This is a genomic window from Actinosynnema pretiosum (assembly GCF_024171695.1).
GTDB lineage: Bacteria > Actinomycetota > Actinomycetes > Mycobacteriales > Pseudonocardiaceae > Actinosynnema > Actinosynnema pretiosum.
Window position 1 is genome coordinate 60,967 of record NZ_JAMTCF010000021.1, and the last position, 20,214, is coordinate 81,180.

At 72.3% G+C, this 20,214-nt stretch carries 20 protein-coding genes; 8 read left to right on the forward strand and 12 right to left on the reverse strand.

The window, feature by feature from the left end; genetic code table 11:
• Positions 1-6: 6 nt before the first annotated feature.
• Positions 7-234 carry a helix-turn-helix domain-containing protein gene (locus LV78_RS33390; protein ID WP_096497990.1) on the reverse strand — a complete coding sequence of 76 codons (228 nt, stop codon included), beginning with the start codon at positions 232-234 and terminating at the stop codon, positions 7-9.
• Positions 234-482: a helix-turn-helix domain-containing protein gene (locus LV78_RS33395; RefSeq protein WP_096495987.1), complete on the reverse strand. Its 249-nt coding sequence runs from the start codon at positions 480-482 to the stop codon at positions 234-236. The genes LV78_RS33390 and LV78_RS33395 overlap by 1 nt, the downstream gene beginning before the upstream one ends.
• Before the next feature lie 207 nt (positions 483-689).
• Between LV78_RS33395 and LV78_RS33400 the strand changes: the two genes are divergently transcribed.
• The 3 genes from LV78_RS33400 (at position 690) to LV78_RS33410 (ending at position 3,814) form a co-directional block, all read left to right on the forward strand.
• Positions 690-1,235 (forward strand): hypothetical protein, encoded by a 546-nt coding sequence (locus tag LV78_RS33400; RefSeq protein ID WP_157767852.1) that lies wholly within the window; start codon positions 690-692, stop codon positions 1,233-1,235.
• Between the two features lie 786 nt (positions 1,236-2,021).
• Positions 2,022-2,915, forward strand: coding sequence for a tyrosine-type recombinase/integrase (locus LV78_RS33405; RefSeq protein WP_256373274.1), 894 nt, complete (start codon positions 2,022-2,024; stop codon positions 2,913-2,915).
• Positions 2,916-3,061: 146 nt separating this feature from the next.
• Positions 3,062-3,814 carry an endo-1,4-beta-xylanase gene (locus tag LV78_RS33410; RefSeq protein WP_253849981.1) on the forward strand — a complete coding sequence of 251 codons (753 nt, stop codon included), beginning with the start codon at positions 3,062-3,064 and terminating at the stop codon, positions 3,812-3,814.
• Positions 3,815-3,817: 3 nt separating this feature from the next.
• Here the strand turns inward: LV78_RS33410 and LV78_RS33415 are convergent, their stop codons facing one another.
• The 3 genes from LV78_RS33415 to LV78_RS33425 form a co-directional block, all read right to left on the reverse strand.
• Positions 3,818-4,351: a hypothetical protein gene (locus tag LV78_RS33415; RefSeq protein WP_253849982.1), complete on the reverse strand. Its 534-nt coding sequence runs from the start codon at positions 4,349-4,351 to the stop codon at positions 3,818-3,820.
• A gap of 689 nt (positions 4,352-5,040) precedes the next feature.
• Complete coding sequence (locus LV78_RS33420; protein ID WP_253849983.1) at positions 5,041-5,850, reverse strand: family 16 glycosylhydrolase; 810 nt, start codon at positions 5,848-5,850, stop codon at positions 5,041-5,043.
• Positions 5,851-5,963: 113 nt separating this feature from the next.
• Positions 5,964-6,830: a LysR family transcriptional regulator ArgP gene (locus tag LV78_RS33425; RefSeq protein ID WP_253849984.1), complete on the reverse strand. Its 867-nt coding sequence runs from the start codon at positions 6,828-6,830 to the stop codon at positions 5,964-5,966.
• 826 nt (positions 6,831-7,656) lie between these two features.
• On the opposite strand from LV78_RS33425, the gene LV78_RS33430 reads away from it, so the two are divergent.
• The 3 genes from LV78_RS33430 (at position 7,657) to LV78_RS33440 (ending at position 10,368) form a co-directional block, all read left to right on the forward strand.
• Positions 7,657-8,244, forward strand: a complete 588-nt coding sequence (locus tag LV78_RS33430; RefSeq protein ID WP_253850058.1) for a LysE/ArgO family amino acid transporter — start codon at positions 7,657-7,659, stop codon at positions 8,242-8,244.
• Positions 8,245-8,331: 87 nt separating this feature from the next.
• Entirely contained in the window at positions 8,332-8,955 is a 624-nt protein-coding gene (locus tag LV78_RS33435; RefSeq protein ID WP_253849985.1) for a dihydrofolate reductase family protein, read from the forward strand.
• A gap of 903 nt (positions 8,956-9,858) precedes the next feature.
• Positions 9,859-10,368, forward strand: a complete 510-nt coding sequence (locus LV78_RS33440) for a hypothetical protein (protein ID WP_253849986.1) — start codon at positions 9,859-9,861, stop codon at positions 10,366-10,368.
• Positions 10,369-10,413: 45 nt separating this feature from the next.
• On the opposite strand, the gene LV78_RS33445 is transcribed toward LV78_RS33440, so the two are convergent.
• From LV78_RS33445 to LV78_RS33475, 7 genes are all read right to left on the reverse strand, one after another.
• Positions 10,414-11,163 carry an IclR family transcriptional regulator domain-containing protein gene (locus tag LV78_RS33445; RefSeq protein ID WP_253849987.1) on the reverse strand — a complete coding sequence of 250 codons (750 nt, stop codon included), beginning with the start codon at positions 11,161-11,163 and terminating at the stop codon, positions 10,414-10,416.
• The gene (locus tag LV78_RS33450; protein ID WP_253849988.1) at positions 11,156-11,494 is read right to left on the reverse strand and encodes a carboxymuconolactone decarboxylase family protein; all 339 of its coding nucleotides are present in this window, start codon (positions 11,492-11,494) and stop codon (positions 11,156-11,158) included. The genes LV78_RS33445 and LV78_RS33450 overlap by 8 nt, the downstream gene beginning before the upstream one ends.
• Before the next feature lie 515 nt (positions 11,495-12,009).
• On the reverse strand, positions 12,010-12,795 hold the full coding sequence (locus LV78_RS33455) for an alpha/beta fold hydrolase (RefSeq protein ID WP_253849989.1): 786 nt from the start codon (positions 12,793-12,795) through the stop codon (positions 12,010-12,012).
• The gene (gene pcaG / locus LV78_RS33460) at positions 12,770-13,336 is read right to left on the reverse strand and encodes a protocatechuate 3,4-dioxygenase subunit alpha (RefSeq protein WP_253849990.1); all 567 of its coding nucleotides are present in this window, start codon (positions 13,334-13,336) and stop codon (positions 12,770-12,772) included. Before pcaG ends, LV78_RS33455 begins: the two co-directional genes overlap by 26 nt.
• A complete protein-coding gene (gene pcaH, locus LV78_RS33465; RefSeq protein ID WP_253849991.1) occupies positions 13,329-14,045 on the reverse strand; it encodes a protocatechuate 3,4-dioxygenase subunit beta in 717 nt (238 codons plus the stop codon). The genes pcaG and pcaH overlap by 8 nt, the downstream gene beginning before the upstream one ends.
• Before the next feature lie 142 nt (positions 14,046-14,187).
• Complete coding sequence (locus tag LV78_RS33470) at positions 14,188-14,919, reverse strand: CoA-transferase subunit beta (protein ID WP_253850059.1); 732 nt, start codon at positions 14,917-14,919, stop codon at positions 14,188-14,190.
• Between the two features lie 20 nt (positions 14,920-14,939).
• Complete coding sequence (locus LV78_RS33475) at positions 14,940-15,737, reverse strand: CoA transferase subunit A (RefSeq protein ID WP_253849992.1); 798 nt, start codon at positions 15,735-15,737, stop codon at positions 14,940-14,942.
• 159 nt (positions 15,738-15,896) lie between these two features.
• Here LV78_RS33475 and LV78_RS33480 point away from each other — a divergent pair, with 159 nt between their 5' ends.
• Both LV78_RS33480 and LV78_RS33485 read left to right on the forward strand, forming a co-directional pair.
• The gene (locus LV78_RS33480) at positions 15,897-16,499 is read left to right on the forward strand and encodes a hypothetical protein (RefSeq protein WP_253849993.1); all 603 of its coding nucleotides are present in this window, start codon (positions 15,897-15,899) and stop codon (positions 16,497-16,499) included.
• Positions 16,499-19,888, forward strand: coding sequence for a helicase HerA domain-containing protein (locus tag LV78_RS33485; RefSeq protein WP_301307828.1), 3,390 nt, complete (start codon positions 16,499-16,501; stop codon positions 19,886-19,888). The genes LV78_RS33480 and LV78_RS33485 overlap by 1 nt, the downstream gene beginning before the upstream one ends.
• Positions 19,889-20,214: the final 326 nt, after the last annotated feature.

Below are 20,214 nucleotides of genomic sequence, written 5' to 3' on the forward strand. Positions count from 1 at the left end.
ACGGGCCTAGGCGGCGCGGTTACGGCGCCGGGACTGCTGGGGAGATCGGGGCTGCTGGGTGTTGGCCGCGAGGTACTGCTCGACGTCCTCCCGGCGGTAGCGGACGGCGGCGCCGACCTTGACCCAGGCAGGCCCTCGCCTACGAGCGCGCCAGTACTTGAGGGTTTCGAGGGGGGTGCGCAGGTAGGCGGACACCTCGGCGGCCGTCGCCAGCGGCGGTAGGGCGTGCGCCATCACGCGGCGGCCCGCCCAACCCCGTGATGCCGCGGCACGACCTCGAACAGGTCGTCGAACGTAGCTGGCAGGACTGCGAGCAGGGAGCCGATGACCCCGCCGCCGGGCTCCTGCTCGTCGCGCATCACGTCGTAGAGAGACGTGCGCGAAATTTCCGTGAGTCGGAGCAGCGTGGCCTGCTTCTCGATGCCCGCGCTGGCCATCGCAGCTGCGAGCGCCGCAGGCCGGATGCGGATCGTGTGCCGCACAGGACCTCCTTTGTAACGTCAAGCGAACATGTAACGCCGAACGAACCGACAGGGCGGACAGTAGCCCTCTTGTTCGCTCAACGCAACATGTTCGTTCGGCACAACAAACCAGCCCCGTTAGTCCATACGGGCTGTATCTGCACAGGTAGGGGTCGGCAACCTCTGAATGTTCCGCCGATCACGTTTACTGGCCGTAGCATGTTCGCTATGCAGAACGAACGGGATGAAAGCCCCTCGTCGCCGGGCTGGTGGCCCTTCGTCAAACACCACCTCGACTCCCTCGGGTGGTCAGGGCCGGACTTCGAGAAGGCGACAGGGATCGCACGGGGACGACTCGGCGCCTGGCGCGAGGGGGCGCTACCCAACGTGGAGACCGCACGCGCCGTGGCGGAAGGCTTTGGGCTGAACGTCGCGACCGTCTTCGTGGCGGCAGGGTTCGCCACCGCCGCCGAGCTGGGCGCACCGGTGACCGTCGTTGAGGGACTGGACCTGAGGTCCGTGCCCACGTCGTCACTGCGCGGAGAGCTGCGGCGACGCGAGGATCGGGCGGCGTCGGCACAGGAGCGCGCGCTCGCACTACTGGAGGAGGGAGACCTCGCAGGGGCACGCCGGGAGCTGCGTAGCGCTCAGACGCCCCCGAGCGATACGGATATCGCTGCCGCTCCGGACCGGTACTCGGTAGGGTCGGTGGCGGGGGAAGACCAGGGGGGAGCACCTTGGGGCACGGAGGGTGACGTTAAGCCATCCGAGTGACCTTGCGGGGTGCTCGGTTGCCCCCTACCTGGCTACAGAAAGTAAATTAGAACATCTGTGCGATTACCGGCCAGTAGGTAGCCGTAATTCCACGTCAGACCGCAAAATTACGGGGTGCACGCAGACCCCACTACAGCCCTTGCGCTTGCCCACGCCGCCGCCAACCTGCTCGGCAGCGTGACCCTCCGTGTTGCACCCTGGCCCGTCAACCGGGTTGTCGTCGATCACGACACCCTCACCGTCTGGGTGAGCGAAGCGCTTGCGCCGAACCAGGTAGAGCGGGCACTTGCGCTTGGCGTGGAACTCCTGCGCGAAGGCCGCCCATCTGCCAGCGCCTCCGTAAGCACAGCCCATTAAAACAGTCGCACAACCCTTATGTTTCATTAAAATTGCACGCTAAAATGCGCTGTTCCGCAAAATCCGAAAGGCTTAGATTTGACGATCCATGACCTTTGGCTATCGTCAACCAAACAGGACAAGAACGGTAAGCGCGCCCGCACTGCTCGGTACGGAAGAGGAAAACGTTGGCGCGTCAGCTGGCAAGACCCAATTACGCTAAGAACCAAAACGGAGGCATTCGCAAGGTATGAAGATGCAAAGGATTACAATGCGACTGTAAACGCAGACATTTCCCGAGGAACATACATTGACCCCCAAGCCGGGAGGGTCAAGTTTTCCGAGTATGTCGAATCTTGGCGAGCTATCCAGTTGCACCAGCCCGGCACTGTCGTAAATGTTGAGATCGCAATGCGCCTACACGTCTACCCCCACCTCGGTCACATACCAATGAACCAAATTGTTTCCAAAAACATTCGAGCGTGGGTAAAGAGCAGGGAATCGGTTCTGGCCCCAACCAGCATCCACACAATCTACAGCTACCTTAAATCTATTTTTAACACTGCCGTTTCGGATAGAGTCATCAGCGTTAGCCCTTGCACAAGGATCAGACTTCCTGAAATTGAACGAAATAAATACTGGATTCCTTCACCTCGGCAGGTCGCCGAGCTACATAAGGCAATGAATGAACGTTACCGGGCCGCCGTTTACATCGCAGCCGGATGCGGTCTTCGCCTTTGTGAAATATTTGGCTTGGAGCGCGACGACATCGATTTTGAGCGACGCGAGATCCACGTAAGGCAACAGATTAAGCGAGTACGCGGAGAGGTTTACGTCGGCCCACCTAAGACAAAAACATCAAAACGTACCGTAGAACTCCCCAGGGTAGTCGAAAGGGTCCTCATTGAGCATCTTGAAAATTTCCCTTCAACTCCGGTAAAAATGCGGGAAAACAACGGAAAAAACAAAAGGGTGAGGAGTTTTGACCTGGTTTTCACGAGCGCGCGAGGTCAAGCAGTAACGGGAGGCCATTGGGGAGGCCCTTGGAGGGCGGCACGCGCATCCGTTGCAGGTGTACCAGACAACTTCGGAATACATGGCCTTAGACATTACTTTGCAACACTGCTCATCCACTGCGGCGCATCTGTGAAAACTGTCCAAGCGGCACTAGGGCACGCATCACCTATAACCACACTGAACGTGTATGCACATGAATGGCCCGAAGCGGTCGACCGGACTCGCAATCTAGTCGACAGCGCACTCGGCGAAGACTTTGAGCTTGATCAGCCCATCGCCGATAATGCTCAGCCTGGCGAGTTGACAGCAGACGTTCAGGTCGCCTAGAGGGCTCCCCCACCCGCAGGACCCCCGGTACAGATCCGGTATAGATCGTCGCCACCACACGCCACCCGTCACCAACCCTAACCACCATCATTTTGGCTGGTCAAAGACCTTGTCGAGAGTATTCATGCAGGCCACGCCTGTGCAGGATGCTCTACAACGACTACAACATCGACGGGATCGGCGCGAAGAGCGACGCGGTGTACGAGATGGTGAAGTCCTTCATCGAGAGCGGCGTGCCCATCCACGGGGTCGGATTGCAGGGGCACCTGATCCTGGGGCAGGTGCCGTCGACAGTGCGGCAGAACATCCAGCGGTTCGCGGACCTCGGGGTGGAGGTCGCGTTCACCGAGCTGGACATCCGGATGAACACCCCGGCGGACGCGGCGAAGCTGGCCGCGCAGGCGGCGGACTACTCGGCGGTGGTGTCGGCGTGCGTGGCGGTGACCGGGTGCGTGGGCGTGACGACGTGGGGGTTGTCGGACAAGTACTCGTGGATCCCGTCGGTGTTCCCCGGTGAGGGCGCGGCGCTGCCGTTCGACGAGTCGTTCCGGCCCAAGCCCGCGTACGACGCGATCGCGGCGGCGTTCGGCGGGGGTTCGGCGGGGGCGTGCTCGGCGGTGTACCGGGTGATCGGGCAGTGGGGCGGCGGGTTCCAGGGCGAGGTGGTCGTGACGGCGGGCGCTGCGGCGGTGAAGGGCTGGACGGTGACGTGGCCGATCGCGAGCGGGCAGGCGGTGACGGCGGCGTGGAACGCGACCGTGACCACGGCGGGCGGGGTGGTGACGGCGCGGAACGCGTCGTACAACGGGTCGCTCGGGGCGGGGCGGAGCACGACGTTCGGGTTCTTGGTGAGCGGACCGCTCACCACGCCTCCGGCGGCGAGCTGCGCGGCGGCGTGATCGTCACCCGGTGGGGCGGTCGAGCAGGACCGCGACGCCGGTGATCTCGCGGAGCAGGTCGTCGCCGGGGGCGCCTTCGAGGGGCTCGGCCTCGGCGACGATCACCGTCGACGCGTTCAGCGCCGACGTGTAGTGCAGGGCGGAGAAGGCGACGTCCCGGATGCCCGCCGCGGCGCCGGGGAGCGGGGTGATGTCGCCGGTGCCGTGGACGTCCTCGACGCGCCGGAACTCGCGCGCGTCCCGGCGCTGCCCGAACTCGACCCAGGACACCGTGACGGCGGCGGAGGTCCCCTTGCCGTCGGACACGACGAGGAGGGTGCGGGTGATCGAGCGGCACTCGCGGTTGGCGGCGACCTGGCGGACCTCGCCGAACATGACGGCGGCGCAGTCCTGACCGGTCTGCGGGGTGGCTTGGGAGGTCTGCTTGAGCCCGAGGTCGGCCCACGGGTCGGCGGGCTCGGAGGAGGCGACGCTCGCGCCGACCACGACGACGCCCACGAGCGCGCCTGCGGTCAGCAGGCCGGCACCTGTCGCCACGATGGCCACCCCCTCCCCCACCAGCTTGCCCGGCCTGGAGCGGGGTGAAACCGGGAGGGGGGTGGGTGGTGAGTGGTGGGCAGGCGGGCGGTGGGCAGGCGGGCGGTGAGTGGTGGGCGGTTGGGCGGTTGGCGAACGGTCCGTTCACCGGGCCTGCGCCTTCGCTCGACGACAGCAGGCAGCGGCAGAGGACGAACGGTCCGCAGACTACGGGCGAAAGGTCCGCAGACCGAGGGCGAACGGTCCGTTCACCGGACCTGCGTCCCCGCTCGGACAACGGCAGGCAGCAACGAAAGGCGAGTGAACGGTCCGCAGACTACGAGCGAACGGTCCGCAGACTGTGGGCGAGTGGTCCGCAGACTGTGGGCGAGTGGTCCGTTCACCAACACGACGAGCGAACGGACCGCAGGCTGCGGGTGAATGGTCCGCAGAGCACGGGCGAATGGTCCATTGGCTAACGCGACGAGCGAACGGACCGTTCACTGGCCAGCGCAACGAGCGAACGGTCCGCAGAGTGCGGGCGAACGGTCCGTCGGCCAGCCCGCCCGCGAACGGACCGCAGGCCGCAACCGCCAGCGAACGGTCCGTTGACGGCAGCGGTTCGCGAGCGGCGCGTGGGCCGTGGCGGACGGGATCGAGGCCCCCGCCCGCCACCCCCGAGTCGTGGTCGTGATGCCGCGCCCCGGCAGTCAGGCGCGCGTGCGACCCACGTACACGTTCCGCGCCCGGTACAGCGTCTCCGCCGAAGGCCCCGGCGAGCCGGACGAGCCCTCCATCTGCAGGTTGATGATCAACCACAGCGGCTGCTTCACGAAGCCCGCGCCCCGGTGCTGGCCGACCCACCTGTCGTCCACGTAGTAGTGGATGTCCACGTCCGTGGCGCTGACCTTCGCGATCCACGCCCGGTACGCGTGCCACCCGCCGGGGTTCGACACCGTCGTCAGGGTGTTCGACCACCCGCCCGAGGCGTTCCGGTAGGTGTTCGACCAGTTCCTGCTGTCCCCCTTGAACTCCAGGATGTCGCTCTCCGGCGGCCACGAGTTGACGCCGGTCAGCCAGAACGCGGGCCACGTGCCGCGCGCCGAGGGCGCCTGGAACTCGCCCTTCACCTCCCAGTTGGGGAACTGGTCGCTCACCACCACGTGCTGCTTGGCGTGCACCGCGCCCGAGTGGTACCGGATCGGGAGGTGGGGGTCGGCCGAGCTGTTGCCCTCGTCCCAGTTGATGCGGGTCGCGCGGATGCCCAGCACGCCGCCGCTCTCCAGGAACACGTGGTTGTGGTCGGAGGCCGAGGCGTACATGCGCGCCGAGCCGTTGTGGTCCGAACCCCAGGGGTAGCGGTAGTTCCAGGCGGATTCGAGGGCCCCGTAGCTCGCGAACGAGCCGCTGATCACGTTCTCCCACGCGGCGCCGTGCGCGGGGAGCGCGCCCGCGCCGAGACCGGCCGCCCCCAGGGTCGCGCCGCCCGCTGCCAGCAGGGTCCTTCTGCTCAAGGTCATGGCTCTCGCCCTTCGCTGCGGATCGTCGTTGATCGCGGTGGCGGCGGGAAAGCGCTTGCCAGGCGCACTCTAGGAACCGGCGGCAGGCCCGTCAACGGGGGCGGTCGGGGTCGTCAGGGGTGCAGCTCGGTCGCCGCCGCGCGGAAGACCGCGTCCGCCACGCGCGCGATCTGCGGCGAGTCCAGCTTCCACTGCTGCCAGTGCAGCGGCACGTCCGCCGGGCGGTCCGGCACGAGGCGCACGAGCCCGGCGGTGCGCGCGATCTGCGCCTCGGTCAGCAGCGCCCACGCCGCGCCGGAGGTGACCGCGTCCACGAAGATCGGCCCGTCCGGCAGGTGGTGCCGCCGCGTCGACGCCGGACGCCCGGTGAGGTCGCGGCAGAACGCGTCCTGCAGGTCGTCCTTGTCGTCGAACACCGCGACCGGCGCGTCGGGCAGCCGTCCGACCCCGCCCGGCAGCCAGCGCGCGGCGAACTCGGGCGTGGCCACCGCGTAGTACCGCATCCGCCCGAGCGGCCGGACCGCGCAGCCCTGCACGGGGGTCGGCGACGACGTCACGGCGGCCACCACCTGCCCCCGCCGCAGCAGCTCGGCGGTGTGGTCCTGGTCCTCGCGGTGCAGCGCCAGCCGCACGTCCCCGGCCAGCTCCCGCACCACGGCCCGGAACCAGGTGGACAGCGAGTCCGCGTTGACCGCTACCGGCACGGCCGACTCGGTGGTCGCCAGCTCCAGCTCGGCCCCGGTGTCCTCGGCGAGCCGCGCGAGCTGGCGGCCGTACCGCGCGATGGCCGCCCCGGACTCGGTCGCCACGACCGGCCGCGAGCGCACCAGCAGCACCCGGCCGGTGCGCTGCTCCAGCTGCCGGATGCGCTGGCTGACGGCGGACGGGGTGATGTGCAGGGCCTTCGCGGCGGCGTCGAAGGTGCCCTCGTCCAGCACTGCCAGGAGGGTGCGCACGCAGTCCTGGGGGAGTTCCACCACGGGGGGCGAGGGTACCGGGAACGGGTTGCGGACACCGGGACGCGGGGGGCGGGAGTTTGCCGCCGGGTGCGCCGAAATGCATTAGCGACAATTGGAATTCACCCGGACTAGTCATGGGGCGGGGTTGTGCGAACCGGCCGCACCGCTCAGCGCTCCGTCCTGCCGCTCAGCCATTCCCCGGCGCCGAAGGCGGTTCCCGACCTCGGCGGGCCAGTAAATTCGGAATGGCGTCAGGCAGGCACAACAACGGGCGGCCCCCGATGAGAGGGCCGCCCGTTGGCGAACGCGAGACCGTTGCAGCGGTATCGCGTTCAGCCTCGCCGGTCCGACGCGGAACACCCGCCGCCGAAAGATTTCGGTGGCGGGAAGGCACGGGTGGGCGGTCGTTTCCCGACGAGGTTTCCGACCGCCCGCCTCCCGTCCGCGCAGAGCAGAGAGGCCGTCCTTTCGATGACGACAATAAGACGCGCCCGCCGACGTCGACCAACCCGCCCCGCACCGCGCGCCGTCCGGCCGTCGACCTGCGCCGGGTGGACCGCTTTTCTTCGGTCGGACCGATCACCTCTCGCCACCTGGGCTGGAATAGCGCGGGTGGTCGTGCTGGTCGCGGTTCTGGCGGGGCTGCTGCTGGCGGCCGTCGCGCTGGTGCCCGCGCGGACCACCGTGGAGATCGGGCCCGTGCGCATCGCGCGCACCCACCTGGCCTGAGGTGACGCCGGTGGCCGCACCCGGTCACCGGCGTTCCAACAGCACGGCTAATGCTGCGTAAAGAACTTTAGCTGGGCTTACCAGAGATTGGTCCTTACGGTTCATCGCTGTGGAACTGATGTACGCCGTGGCCGCGGGGCTGGGCACCGGGTTGTCGTTGATCGTCGTGATCGGGTCGCAGAACGCGCTCGTGCTGCGCCAGGGCGTCCTGCGCGACCGCGTCCCGCTGGTCGTCGCGATCTGCGCGGTCTCCGACGTCCTGCTCATCGCCATCGGGGTCGGCGGGCTCGGCGGGCTGCTCACGTCGTGGCCGCCGCTGCTGGAGGTCGTGCGCTGGCTCGGCGCGGCGTTCCTGCTCGCCTACGGGGCGCTCGCGCTGCGCCGGGCGCTGCGGCCGGGCGGCGGGCTGGCGGCGGCGCCGGTGGCGGCCTCGGCGCTGGTCGCCACGTGCCTGGCCCTGACCTGGCTCAACCCGCACGTCTACCTGGACACCGTGCTGCTGCTCGGCACCGCCTCGACCGCGTGGGGCGACCTGCGGTGGTGGTTCGGCGGCGGGGCGATGGTGGCGAGCGCGGCGTGGTTCTGCGCGCTCGGGTTCGGGGCCGGGCGGCTGGCCGGGGTGTTCGCGCGGCCGTCCGCGTGGCGGGTGCTGGACGGTCTGGTGGCGGTCGTGGTGACGGCGGCCGGGATCTCCCTGATCTGGTGACGGCGGCGAGGCCCGTTCTTGTCGGGGGTCACTGGTAGACGTTCGGTGTCGGGACGAGCACGTCCCGCTACCGAGCGGAGAGCTGAGATGCGCAAGCTGGTGGTCACCGCCTTCCAGTCGCTGGACGGCGTCGTGCAGGGACCGGGCGGACCGGACGAGGACCGGTCCGGCGGGTTCGAGCAGGGCGGGTGGCTGGTGCCGTTCCACGAGGACGGGCTGGGCGAGCTGATGGCCGGGTACGTGCGGCGGGCGGGGGCGCTGCTGCTCGGGCGGCGGACGTACGACATCTTCGCGACCAGCTGGCCGCTGGCGCCCGAGGACGACCCGATCGGCGAGCGGTTCAACGCGATCCCCAAGCACGTGGTGACGAGCTCGCCGCTGACGCCGGAGTGGCGGGGGGCGAGCGTGCTGAGCGGGGAGCTGGCGGTGGCGGTCGCGGCGCTCAAGGCCGAGGAGGGCGGGGAGATCCAGGTGCACGGGAGCGGGACGCTCGTGCGGGCGCTGCTGGAGCGCGGGCTGGTGGACGAGCTGCAGGTGATCACGTTCCCGGTGCTGGTGGGGTCGGGGAAGCGGCTGTTCGGGGAGGCGCCGGTGACCTTCGAGCTGAGCTCGGTGGACCGGACGGCGACCGGGGCGGTGGTGGCGAACTACGTGAACGGGGCGGCGGGGTTGGCGCACGGGGCGTTGGGGCCGGAGACCGGGAACTGGTGAGCGGGGAGTGGGGGTGAGCGGGGAACGGGGGTGGTGACGCGGGACGGGGGCTGGGCAGAGGCGCGGCGCTGAGGCGTGGACGCCGGGTGGAGGCACGGGCTCAGGGCAGTGGCACGGGCTCGGGCTGAGGCGCGGGCGCTGAACGGAAACGCAGGCGTGAACGCGGGCCGGAGTCCTGGCCGGCGCATGGGTGTGGCGAGCTGGCCAGGTGGTGGCGAGCTGGCTGGTTGGGTAGCGAGCTGACCGGGGGAGGTGACACGACCGGGTGACGGGCAAGCGTTTGCGTCGGGTGGGGCAGCGGCAGAACGGCTGAACAGCGCCGTTCCGGCGTAACGAGTGGTCGCACGCGCTCGACTTCCGGGCGTAGCGACCGCACGGCCACCCGGAGAGCACGTGACCGACTCACCCGCCACACCCGACCCGGCGCAGCCGTCACCCGCCGCGCCGCCCGCGCCGGAACCGGGGTTGGGGCTGCCCGCGCAAGCACAGGCGGTGCCGCCTCCGGCGGGCCACGCCCCGGAAACCCCGGCCGCGCAGGCAGCCGGGGCGGTGCCGCCTGCGCTGGAAGCGGGGACGGTGCCGAGCGTGCCGATGCCGGGATCTGGGCTGCCCGCGCCGGAACCAGGGGCGATGCCACACGCACAAGCGCCGGGATCTGGGCTGCCCGCGCAGGTATCGGGCGCACAGGCACCGGGGTCGGCACCGCACGCGCCGATGCCGGGACCTGGCCTGCCCGCGCCGGAACCAGGGGCGACGCCGTACGCGCAGGCGCCGGGCTCAACGCCGCCCGCGTCGATGCCGCCGCAGGCACCGCCCGCTGCCGTGCTGCCGGAACTGGTCCCCCTCCCTGCCTCACTCAGCGCGCCGGAAGCGGGTGACGGGCCGGTTCGGGCCGAGGGGCAGTTGGGCGGACGCGCGTTCAGGATGCTCGTCGGCGGCATCGTGCTGGTCGGCGGGCTGGTGGTGACCGGGGCGCTGCTCTTCGGCGGTTCGGGTTCGGGTTCGGGCTCGGGGTCCGGTTCGGGGGTGGACGCCGGAGGTGGTGACGCGACCGCCGTCAGCGCAGGGCGGGACGAGCCGGAGTCCGGGCCGTTCACCCTGCGGGGCAGCATGACGCTGATGGATGGCGGTTCCGGTTACGCCGCCGTCGGGGACTGCGCGGGCACCGGGGGGTACGACGACATCTCCGAGGGCACGCAGGTCACCGTCTACGACGCCTCGGGCAAGATCGTCGCCATCAGCGAGCTGACGAACTCGAACTACCTGTCCCTCGGGATGTGCCGGTTCAACTTCGCCGTCGAGGACGTCCCGGACGGCGAGCGGATCTACCAGGTCGAGGTGGCGCACCGGGGGAAGATCTCCTACACCGAGGACGACGCCAGGGCGGGCAAGATCAACCTGACCCTGGGGTGAAAGCGCCGAGGGGCGGCCCGCCATCGCCGCGGGACCGCCCCCGGCTCACTGCCGCAGGTCCTCCTCGATCAGCTTCGCCGCCGCCTGCAACGGCGCGAGGAGGTCGTCGCGGACGGACAGCGCGTTGCCCCGGCTGGTGTGCGCGGACACGTTCACCGCCGCCACCACCCCGCGCGGGCCGCGCACCGGGACCGCCAAGGAGCGCAGGCCGTCCTCCAGCTCCTGGTCGACCAGCGCCCACCCCTGACCGCGCACCAGGTCCAGCTCGTGCCGCAACCGCCGCGCGTCGACGACCGTGCGCGCCGTCAACCGCTCCAGCCGCGCCTTCGCCAGGTACTCGTCCAGCCACGCCCGGTCCTGCGCGGCGAGCAGGACGCGGCCCATCGCGGTCGCGTGGGCGGGGAAGCGGGTGCCCACGCTGATCGTCACGGACATGATCCGCTTGGTCGGCACGCGCGCCACGTACACCACCCGGTCGCCGTCGAGCACCGACATCGAGCACGACTCGCGGACCTGCGCGGCGAGCTTCTCCAGGTGCGGCTGGGCCAGGGCGGGCAGGGACAGGCTGGACAGGTAGGCGTGGCCGAGCTGGAGCACCTGCGGGCGCAGCGCGAACAGCCTGCCGTCCGAGCGCACGTACCCGAGCGCGACCAGCGTGTGCAGGAACCTCCGGGCCGCCGCCCTGGTCAACCCGGTGATCCTGGCGACCTGGCTGAGCGTCAGCTCCGGGTGGTCGGCGTCGAACGCCCTGATCACCAGCAGCCCCCTGGCCAGCGACTGGACGAAGTCAGCCATCGGCGAGCACCCGCCGCGCCACCTCGAACGCCCGGTTCGCGGCGGGCAGCCCGGCGTACGCGCCGACCTGGAGCAGCACCTCCGCGATCTCGTCGCGGCTGACGCCGTTGCGCAGCGCCCCGGCGACGTGCAGCGCCAGCTCCCGCTCGTGGCCGAGCGCGGCGAGCACGGACAGCGCCACGCACGACCGGGTCCGCAGGTCGAGACCGGGCCGGGTCCACACCGCGCCCCAGGCGGTCTCGGTGGCGTAGCGCTGGAAGTCCGCGCCGAACGGGTCCTGGGCGGCCCGGTCGACGTGCGCGTCCCCGAGCACCGCCCGCCGCACGGCCATGCCCGCCTCGTAGCGGTCCGGCGCGCCGGGGGCGGCAGGGCCGAGTCGGCTGGCAGGGGCGGGGTGGGCGGCAGGGCCGAGTTGGGCAGCAGGGTCAGGTTGGGCGGCGGGACGCACCGGGCCGTCGGGGGCGACCGGCGCCCCACCTGGCCCCTGGGAATCGTGGTGCGCAGGAGAGCCGGAGGCGGAAGGCGCCCGGCCGAACGCCTCGGAACCTGGGCGCACCGGAGACTCGGAAGCGACCTGCGCCCCACCGGGCGCCTGCAGGCCGGGGCGCACCGGGGGCTCGGAGGCAACCCGCCCGTCGGGTGCCAGGGGGCCCGGGCCGCTCGTGGCCTCCGGAGCGGACCCAGCCGGGTGGACCGACCCGCCCGCCCCTTCAGCGCCCAGCCCCGCAGCGCCCGGTTCAGGCCCGGCCGAGCGGGTCGAACCGCCCGCCTCCCTGCCCCCGGCAGCGCCTCTCGACGCCTCCCCGGCAGCGCCTCCCCCCGCCTCGCCTCCCCCCACCTCGCCGCTCACGGCCGCCCCACCAGGTGCGGCACCAGCAGCTCCGCGACCGCGTCCGGCGACTCCACCACAGCCAGGTGCGCCCCTGGCACCACGTGGAACTCCGCGCCCGGCACCGCTTCCGCGATCGCCTTCCCGTGCTCCGGCGGTGTCCCCGTGTCCTCCGCCCCCGCGATCACCAGCGTGGGCGCGGTGATCCCCGGCAGCAGTGGCCGCAGGTCCAGCCTCGCCAGCGCGCCGCACGCCGCCGCGTACGACAGCGGGTCCACCTCGGACAGGCCCGCCAGCAGCCCCGCCCCGCGCGCCCCGAACGCCGGGGTGAACCACCGGGCCGCCGTGCCCTCGGCGGTCGCGCCGACGCCGCGCGCCAGCACCAGGTCCGCCCGCGCGCGCCACGGCTCGGGGTCGTCGAAGAACGCCGTGGTGCAGCACAGGGCCAGCCGCTCCACCCGGTCCGGGGCGTGCGCGGCCAACCACACGCCGACCATCGCCCCCAGCGACACCCCGGCGTGCCGGAACGCCCGCACCCCCAGCGAGTCCAGCAGCGCGAGCACCCCCCGCCCGAGGTCGCCGACGTCGCGGAACGCGCGCGGCGCGCTGCCGCCGTGGCCGGGGTGGTCGACGCGGATCACCCGGAAGTGCCGCTCCAGCACCGGGAGCAGCGGGTCCCACAGGGCCGTGGTGGTGCCGAGCGAGCTGCCCAGCACGAGCACCGGGGCGTCGCGCGGGCCGCTGTCCACGTGGTGCGGCAACGGCCCGGCGGCCCGGTCAGAGGTCGAAGAAGACGGTTTCACGTTCCCCCTGCAGGTGGATGTCGAAGCGGTACCCGCCGGGCGCCGCCGCAGCGACGAGCGTGGCTCGCGCGGCCGGGGCGGGGATCGCCGCCAGCACCGGGTCGTCGGCGTTGGCGGGCTCGTCGGGGAAGTAGATCCGGGTGACCAGCCGCACCAGCAGCCCACGGCAGAACACCGAGACGTCCAGGTGCGGGGCCTGCGCGCGGCCGTCGCCGAACGGCACCGGGCCGGGTTTCACGGTCAGCAGCCGGAACTCCCCCGACGGCGCGGTGTCGCTGCGCGAGAAGCCCCGGAAACCGTGGCGCGACACCGGACCGCGCGGGTCGTCGGGGTGGTCGAACCGGCCGTCGGGGTCGGCCTGCCAGGTCTCCACGACCGCGTCGGCGACCGGCTCGCCCGCCCCGTCCCGCACGGTCCCGGTGATCCAGAACGCGCCCGGCGTGCCCTCGGCCACGGCGTAGCAGCCGTCCGCCCACGGCAGGGCGACGCCGTGGAACGGGCCGACGGTCTGCGACGGCGTGGGCCGCCACCGCTCAGTCATCGTCGTCCCCCAGCGGCGTGGGGTCCTTGCCGCGCAGCACGATGTCCCAGCGGTAGCCCAGCGACCGCTCGGGCACCGTGCGGCCCAGGTCGAACGCGGCCACCAGCGACGCGCGGGCCGCCTCGTCGCGCACCGAGTTGAACACCGGGTCCAGCGGCAGCAGCGGGTCGCCGGGGAAGTACACCTGGGTGATCAGCCGCTGGGTGAACGCGGAGCCGAACAGCGAGAAGTGGACGTGCGCGGGCCGCCAGGCGTTGTCGTGGTTGCGCCACGGGTACGCGCCCGGCCGGACGGTGGTGAACGAGTACGCCCCGGTCGGGTCCGTGACGCACCGCCCGACCCCGGTGAAGTTCGGGTCGAGCGGCGCGGGGTGCCGGTCGGCGTCGTGCCGGTAGCGACCGGCCGCGTTCGCCTGCCACACCTCCACGAGCGCACCGGCCACCGGCCGCCCACCACCGTCGAGCACCCGCCCGGACAGGGTGATCCGCTGCCCGATCGGCTCACCGGGGTGACCGGCGGTGAGGTCGTGGTCGTGCTCCCCCACCCGGTCCGCGCCGAGCAGCGGCCCGGTCACCTCGGTGAGCCGCTGAGGCAGGAGCACCAGCGGTCTGCGCGGGGCGCGCAGCGCGTTGGAGCGGTACGCCGGGAAGTCCACCGGCGGCTGGGACCCGTGGTCCCGCCGGTACTCGGGGATCGTCGTGCTCGGCAACGCGGCCCCTCTCGATCAGCTCAACGGCCCGGTCGGCTCAACGGCCCGATCGGCCCAGTTCGGCCCAACGGCTCAGCTCAACGGCTCGGGTGCCCGGACGCCCAGGTTCCCGGACGCCTGGGTGTCCGGATGACCGGTCCGCTCACCCACCCCTGCGCGCGGTCAGCTCCCGCAGCACCGCCAACTCCTCCGCGCTCGGCGGCGCGCTCTCCTCCAAGTCCTCCGCCACCCGCAGGTCCCACTCGGTGCGCTCGCGCGCGGTCGCCACGTCCACCCCTGGGTGCAGCGCCGTCAGCACCAGCTCGCACGTCCGCGGGTCCGGCCGCAGCACCCCGAGATCGGTGATCACCACCTGCGGCCCGGCCCCGGTGAGCCCGAGCCGCTCCCGCTCCCCCGGCCCCGACCCGTGCCCGAACGAGGTGACGAAGTCGACCCGCTCCACGAACACCCGCCTGCTCTGCCGCACCACCACCACGACCTCCCCGCACGACGCCGCGATCTCCGGCGCCCCACCGGCCCCCGGCAACCGCACCGACGGCGCCCCGTAGTCCCCCACCGCCGTGGTGTTGATGTTCGCGAACCGGTCGACCTGCGCGGCCCCGAGGAACCCGACGTCGATCCGCCCCGGCTGCAACCAGTAGTTGAAGACCTCAGGCACCCCGATCACGCTCACCGCCGTCTCCGCGAGCACGCCGTCGCCGATGGACAGCGGCAGCACGTCCGGCTTCGCGCCGATCGTGCCGGACTCGTAGACCAGCACGAGGTCGGGCGCGTGCGTGCGCCGCGCCAGGTTCGCCGCGGTGCTGGGCAGCCCGATGCCGACGAAGCACACCGCGCCGTCGCGCAGGGCCCGCGCGGCGGCGACCGTCATCATCTCGTCCGAGGTGTGCCCGGTCACCGCAGTCCTCCCAACCAGCGGGAGAACTCCTCGCGGCTGCGGCTGATCGCGTCCCACGCGGAGTACGCGGCGTTGTCGCGGGTGGAGTAGCCGTGCGCGTACGAGGGGTGCGCCCCTCCCGGCACGACGGCGACCCGGTCGACCACCCAGTGCGGCAGCACGACCGCGCCGGGCACCGGCTCCAGCACGTCCACGACCTCCTCCACGGTCACCAGCGACCGCTTCGCGGCGAGCACCGCCTCCTTCTGCACCCCGGTGATCCCCCAGTACTGCACGTTGCCCTCCCGGTCGGCGCGCTGGGCGTGCACGACCGCGCTGTCCAGCCGCAGCGCGGACACCGCCGCGAGCACCTCCCCGGTGAACGGGCAGGTGATCTGCTTGATGCTGTCGGTGCGCCCCACCAGGTCCGTGCCCGCGTACCCGCGCAGCACCGCGAACGGCAGCCCGGACGCGGCGGCGGCGTACCGGTTGGCCATGCCCGCGTGGCTGTGCTCCTCCAGCTCCAGCGGCGCGGGCCAGCCGTGCTCGACGGCGTCGCGGAACCGGTGCAGCGAGCCCACTCCGGGGTTGCCGCCCCAGGAGAACACGAGCTTGCGCGCGCAGCCCGCGCCGATCATCCGGTCGTAGATCACGTCGGGGGTCATCCGCACCAGGGTGAGGTCGCGGCGGCCCTGCCGGATGGCCTCGTTGCCCGCCTCGAACGGGATCAGGTGCGTGAACCCCTCGAAGGCGGTGGTGTCCCCGTCGCGCACCACCTCCTCGACGCCGTCGGCGAGGGACGTGAGAACGGCCATCCGACCTCCTGTGCGCTGTGCGAACACGGGTGCGGCACCCGAACGAGCCTATGGCCGCGCGGGCGGGGGCCGACAGGTCCGCGTGGAGCAGCGCTCGGTAACGGACGGCCGGTGGGGCACGATCAACCACGGAAGTTCGGCAGACCACTGGGGGATCGCATGTCCGAGGAGCGGCTGACCCTGCACGAGCGGGCGGTGCTGCTCGTGCTCATGGCCGAGGCCCGCGAGCTGACCAACCCGCAGCTGCGGGAGGTCGCCGGGTTCACCCTGGACGGGGCGGCCAGGCGGCGGCTCAACGACCTGGGGCTGGTGACCAGCACGAAGGTCGGCCGGGGCTTCGCGCACGAGCTGACCGACCGGGGCGCGGTGCGCTGCGCCGAGGAGCTGGGCGCGCCGAGGCACCCGAGGTCCGGGTACGCCGGTGGCGCGCTGGCCTCGGTGCTGGCCGGGCTGGGGCGGCACCTGGACGCGACCGGGGGCACGGTGGCCGAGGTGTTCCGGCCGGACCCGGTGGCGCTGGTGCTCGCGGCGCACGGCGCGGCCGGTGGCGGCAAGGGCGGTCCGGTGCGGCTGGCAGACCTGCGGGAGCGGCTGCTCGGGGTGCCGCGCGCGGACGTGGACCGGGCGCTGGGCGAGCTGGCGCTGCGCGAGGGCGTGCACCTGTGGGGCGAGGACGACCAGAAGGCGCTGACCGACCGGGACCGCGAGGCCGCGCTCGTGCTGGGCGGGACGGCGAGGCACCTGCTGGTCGTGGCGCCGTGATGCTCGCCGGACCGGGCCTGGACGACGAGCGGCGGCACGCGCTGCAGGCCGTGCACTTCAACTCGGCGGTCGCGCCCGACGACATCTGGAGCCCGCTGGCGCACCACGTGCCGGAGCTGCACGGGCTGGTCGCCGCCGAGCTGTCGCGGGCCGTGGCGTCCGCCGCGCGCAGGCCGCGCTCGACGCCGATCGGGGTGGTGCTGCGCGGGGAGCGCGGGGTCGGCAAGACGCACCTGCTCGGCTGGTTGCGGCAGGAGGCGCAGGCGCGCGGCGGGTGGTTCTTCCTGCTCAAGCTGCTGGACGACCGGTCGTTCTGGGCGGGCGCGGTGCACGGGGCGGTCAGCGGGCTCAACACCCGCGAGGGCGACCAGCTCGGCACGATGCTGGACGCGCTGGCCACCGCCACCGGGCACACCGACGAGTCGCGGCTGCGGCTGCGCGGCACGATCCCGATCAGCCGGGAGTACCTGGACGAGCTGGTGGACCGGGTGCGCGAGCTGGACCCGCAGGTGGCGCTGGAGTGCCAGGACACGCTGCGGGCGCTGGTGCTGTACCGGGCGCGGGGGCGGCCGAGCGAGGTCGGGCACCGGTTCCTGGCGCTGGAGGACGAGGGCATCGACGAGGCCGACCGGGCGGAGTGGGGGTTCCACCTGCGGTCGCGGCCCGCGCAGCTGGTGCTGGGCGACCTGTCGCGGATCTTCGCGCTGACCGGTCCGGTGGTGATGGCGGTCGACCAGATCGACTCGGTGATCACGCAGACCCCGGACGTGGCGGGCCGGGTGGGGCTGGCGGACCGGCTCGCCGACGGGCTGATGCGGTTGCGCGAGGAGACCCGGCGGACGGTGCTGGTGGTGGCGTGCCTTCCCCGGTCGTGGCAGCTGATGTCGGAGCACGGGGTCAGCTCGGCGGCCGGGCGGTTCTCGGTGCTGGACCTGCGCACCGCCATGCCCAGCTCGGGGGTGGCGGAGGCGATCGTGCAGCGGCACCTGGGCGCGCTGTACGCGGAGGAGGGCTTCGCGCCGCCGCACCCGACGTGGCCGGTGGCGCGGGAGGCGTTCGGCGGGGCGGAGGTGGCGCACTCGACGCCGAGGCGGTTGTTGCAGCGGGTCGAGGAGCACGTGCGGTGGTGCCTGGCCCACGACGCCGAGGTGGAGCTGCGGGACTTCGCGGAGGGCCCGGCGGAGGTGGCGGCCCCCGAGGCGGACGCGGGCGGGTTGGCGGAGCTGGACGAGCGGTTCGCCCGCGCGCGTGCGGCAGCGGACGTCAGGGCGCCGCTGGACCCGGCGCGCGAGGACGAGCTGGTGCCGGAGCTGCTGTCGGCGGCGCTGCGCTGCTACGCGGTGGAGCACGGCGGCGACCTCGTGCTCGACCCGCCGCCGGGCCGCAAGCCCGCGCTGCACGCCCGGTTGCGGCAGACCCTGGACGAGGCCAGCGAGGACGAGGTGTGGTGGTCGTTCCGGGCGATCGCGCACGGCCACAGCACGGCGGTGCTGGCGCGGCTGCGCTCGGCGTGCCTGGAGGCGGGCGTGTTCGGCGGGACCGGCAAGCGCCGCCTGGTGGTGCTGCGCGGCACGCCGTTCTCGGGCGGCCCGCAGACGGCGCGGGCGGTGGGCGAGCTGGTCGCGGCGGGCGGCGAGGTCCTGCCGCTGGCGGAGGAGGACCTGCGCACGTTCTGGGCGCTGCGCGAACTGGTCGGCCAGGCGCCCGCCGGACTGCTGGCGTGGCTGGCCGCGCGCACGCCCGCGAGCCGGACCCCGCTGCTGCGGCGGGTGCTGCCGCCGGTGGGGGACGCGGCCACACCGGCTCCGCAGCGCCCGTCGGCCCCCGAGGAGCCGGTGTGGCCGGAGCGCGAGTACGAGGAGCAGGTCTGCGCGCTGCCCGCGCCACCGCCACAACGCGCCCCCGAGCCGTCCTGGCCCGAACGCGGCTGGCCGCCTGCCGAGCCGTCCCGCCTGGCGGGAAGCCTGTTCACGCCCCAGCCGTTCGCGCCCGACCCGTTCGAGCCGTCCCCTGGCTGGTCCGACGCGGCGGCGTCCGACCACCCGGCGCGCGAGTCGACCCGCGTCTCCACGACGGGCGAGTCGGTGACGCGCACCTCCGTGACGCGCGAGTCGGTCTCCGAGTCGCCCGCGCGACAGCCCGCTGCCCAGCCCATCCCGGCGCCCCACGACGCCACGATCACCCTGGGCGCGGACGCGGCCACCGGTCGCCCGTTCACCCTCCCCCTCGTCCTGCTGCGCAAGCACGTGGCCGTGTTCGCGGGCACCGGTTCCGGGAAGACCGTGCTGCTGCGCCGCCTGGTGGAGGAGGCCGCGCTGCACGGCGTGTCCTCGATCCTCCTGGACACCAACAACGACCTGGCCCGCCTGGGCGACCCGTGGCCGTCCCCACCCGAGGGCTGGTCCCCCGGCGACGCCGACCGCGCCCACCGCTACCTCACCGGCACGGACGTGGTGGTGTGGACGCCGGGCCGCGAGTCCGGCAGGCCGCTCGTGCTGGACCCGCTGCCGGACTTCGGCGCGGTGCGGGCCGACCCGGACGAGTTCAGGGGCGCGGTCGACGCGGCCGTGGCGGGCCTGCTGCCCAAGATCGCCCTGTCCGGCCGCAGGCTGGTGCACGGCAGGGCGGTGCTGACCGAGGCGCTGGCCGCGTTCGCCGGACGCGGCGGCCGGGACGTGGCGGAGTTCGCGGCGTTCCTGCACGACCTGCCGGAGGGCGCGAGCACGATGCGCGACGCCGTCAGGTTGGCCGCCGAGATGGCCGACAGCCTGCACGCGGCGATCATCACCGACCCCCTGTTCGGCGGGACGGGCCACCGCCTGGACCCCGGCGAGCTGCTCCGCCCGGCGCCGGGCGCACGGGCGCGGGTGTCGGTGATCAGCTGCGTCGGCCTGCCGACGGACGGCCAGCGCCAGGCGTTCGCGCACCAGCTCCAGCAGGCCCTGTTCGCGTGGGTCCGCCGTAACCCGGCCGGTGACCGCCCCCTGGGCGGTTTGCTGGTCCTCGACGAGGCCCAGACCTTCGCGCCGTCGCGCGGCGAGGTGGTGTCGAGCGCGAGCACGAGGCTGCTGGCGGCGCAGGCCAGGAAGTACGGCCTGGGCGTGGTCTTCGCGACCCAGGCCCCGAAGGGCCTGCACAACTCGGTCACCGGCAACACCGCGACCCAGTTCTTCGGCAGGCTGAACGCGTCGGCCCAGGTCCAGACGGCCGTGGAACTGGCCGCAGCACGCGGCGGCCGGGTGGACGACGTCTCCCGCTTGGGCGCGGGCCGCTTCTACGGCGCGACGGAGGGCACCGGCTTCACCAAGCTGCGCCTGCCGATGTGCCTGAGCCACCACCCGCAGGGCGCGCTGACGGAGGACGAGGTGCTGGCGAGAGCACGCGCCTGACCAACACGATTCCCCTCCACTCCCCTCCACGCGGGCAGTTCCGACGCAACAATGATCAACGCACCGCCCCCTGGAGGCCCCGACTTGCCAACGTTCGACCACGCCCGCCGCGACACGGACGGCAACGCGGCCCCGAACCGGGCCTTCACCTTAAACAGCAAGGTGAAGGTGTTCGAGCACGTGCAAAACCCCTTGCACGCAAGCCAAGCAGTCAGCAAGACGCACTCGCGGGCTGCGGGGCGAGCGAAGCGAGCCCACGCAGCCCCACTCCCGCGTCCCTCTTCTCCGTTTGGCCTGGCGAAGCCCGAGCACGCTCGTCAAGATGC

Bases quoted from the DNA above. Each gene is read 5' to 3' on its own strand.
- LV78_RS33390 (WP_096497990.1), bottom strand. From the start codon at position 234: ATGGCGCACGCCCTACCGCCGCTGGCGACGGCCGCCGAGGTGTCCGCC.
- LV78_RS33400 (WP_157767852.1), top strand. From the start codon at position 690: ATGCAGAACGAACGGGATGAAAGCCCCTCGTCGCCGGGCTGGTGGCCC.
- LV78_RS33405 (WP_256373274.1), top strand. From the start codon at position 2,022: ATGAACCAAATTGTTTCCAAAAACATTCGAGCGTGGGTAAAGAGCAGG.
- LV78_RS33410 (WP_253849981.1), top strand. From the start codon at position 3,062: ATGCTCTACAACGACTACAACATCGACGGGATCGGCGCGAAGAGCGAC.
- LV78_RS33420 (WP_253849983.1), bottom strand. From the start codon at position 5,850: ATGACCTTGAGCAGAAGGACCCTGCTGGCAGCGGGCGGCGCGACCCTG.
- LV78_RS33430 (WP_253850058.1), top strand. From the start codon at position 7,657: ATGTACGCCGTGGCCGCGGGGCTGGGCACCGGGTTGTCGTTGATCGTC.
- LV78_RS33435 (WP_253849985.1), top strand. From the start codon at position 8,332: ATGCGCAAGCTGGTGGTCACCGCCTTCCAGTCGCTGGACGGCGTCGTG.
- LV78_RS33445 (WP_253849987.1), bottom strand. From the start codon at position 11,163: ATGGCTGACTTCGTCCAGTCGCTGGCCAGGGGGCTGCTGGTGATCAGG.
- LV78_RS33450 (WP_253849988.1), bottom strand. From the start codon at position 11,494: ATGGCCGTGCGGCGGGCGGTGCTCGGGGACGCGCACGTCGACCGGGCC.
- pcaG (WP_253849990.1), bottom strand. From the start codon at position 13,336: ATGACTGAGCGGTGGCGGCCCACGCCGTCGCAGACCGTCGGCCCGTTC.
- LV78_RS33470 (WP_253850059.1), bottom strand. From the start codon at position 14,919: ATGATGACGGTCGCCGCCGCGCGGGCCCTGCGCGACGGCGCGGTGTGC.
- LV78_RS33475 (WP_253849992.1), bottom strand. From the start codon at position 15,737: ATGGCCGTTCTCACGTCCCTCGCCGACGGCGTCGAGGAGGTGGTGCGC.
- LV78_RS33480 (WP_253849993.1), top strand. From the start codon at position 15,897: ATGTCCGAGGAGCGGCTGACCCTGCACGAGCGGGCGGTGCTGCTCGTG.
- LV78_RS33485 (WP_301307828.1), top strand. From the start codon at position 16,499: ATGCTCGCCGGACCGGGCCTGGACGACGAGCGGCGGCACGCGCTGCAG.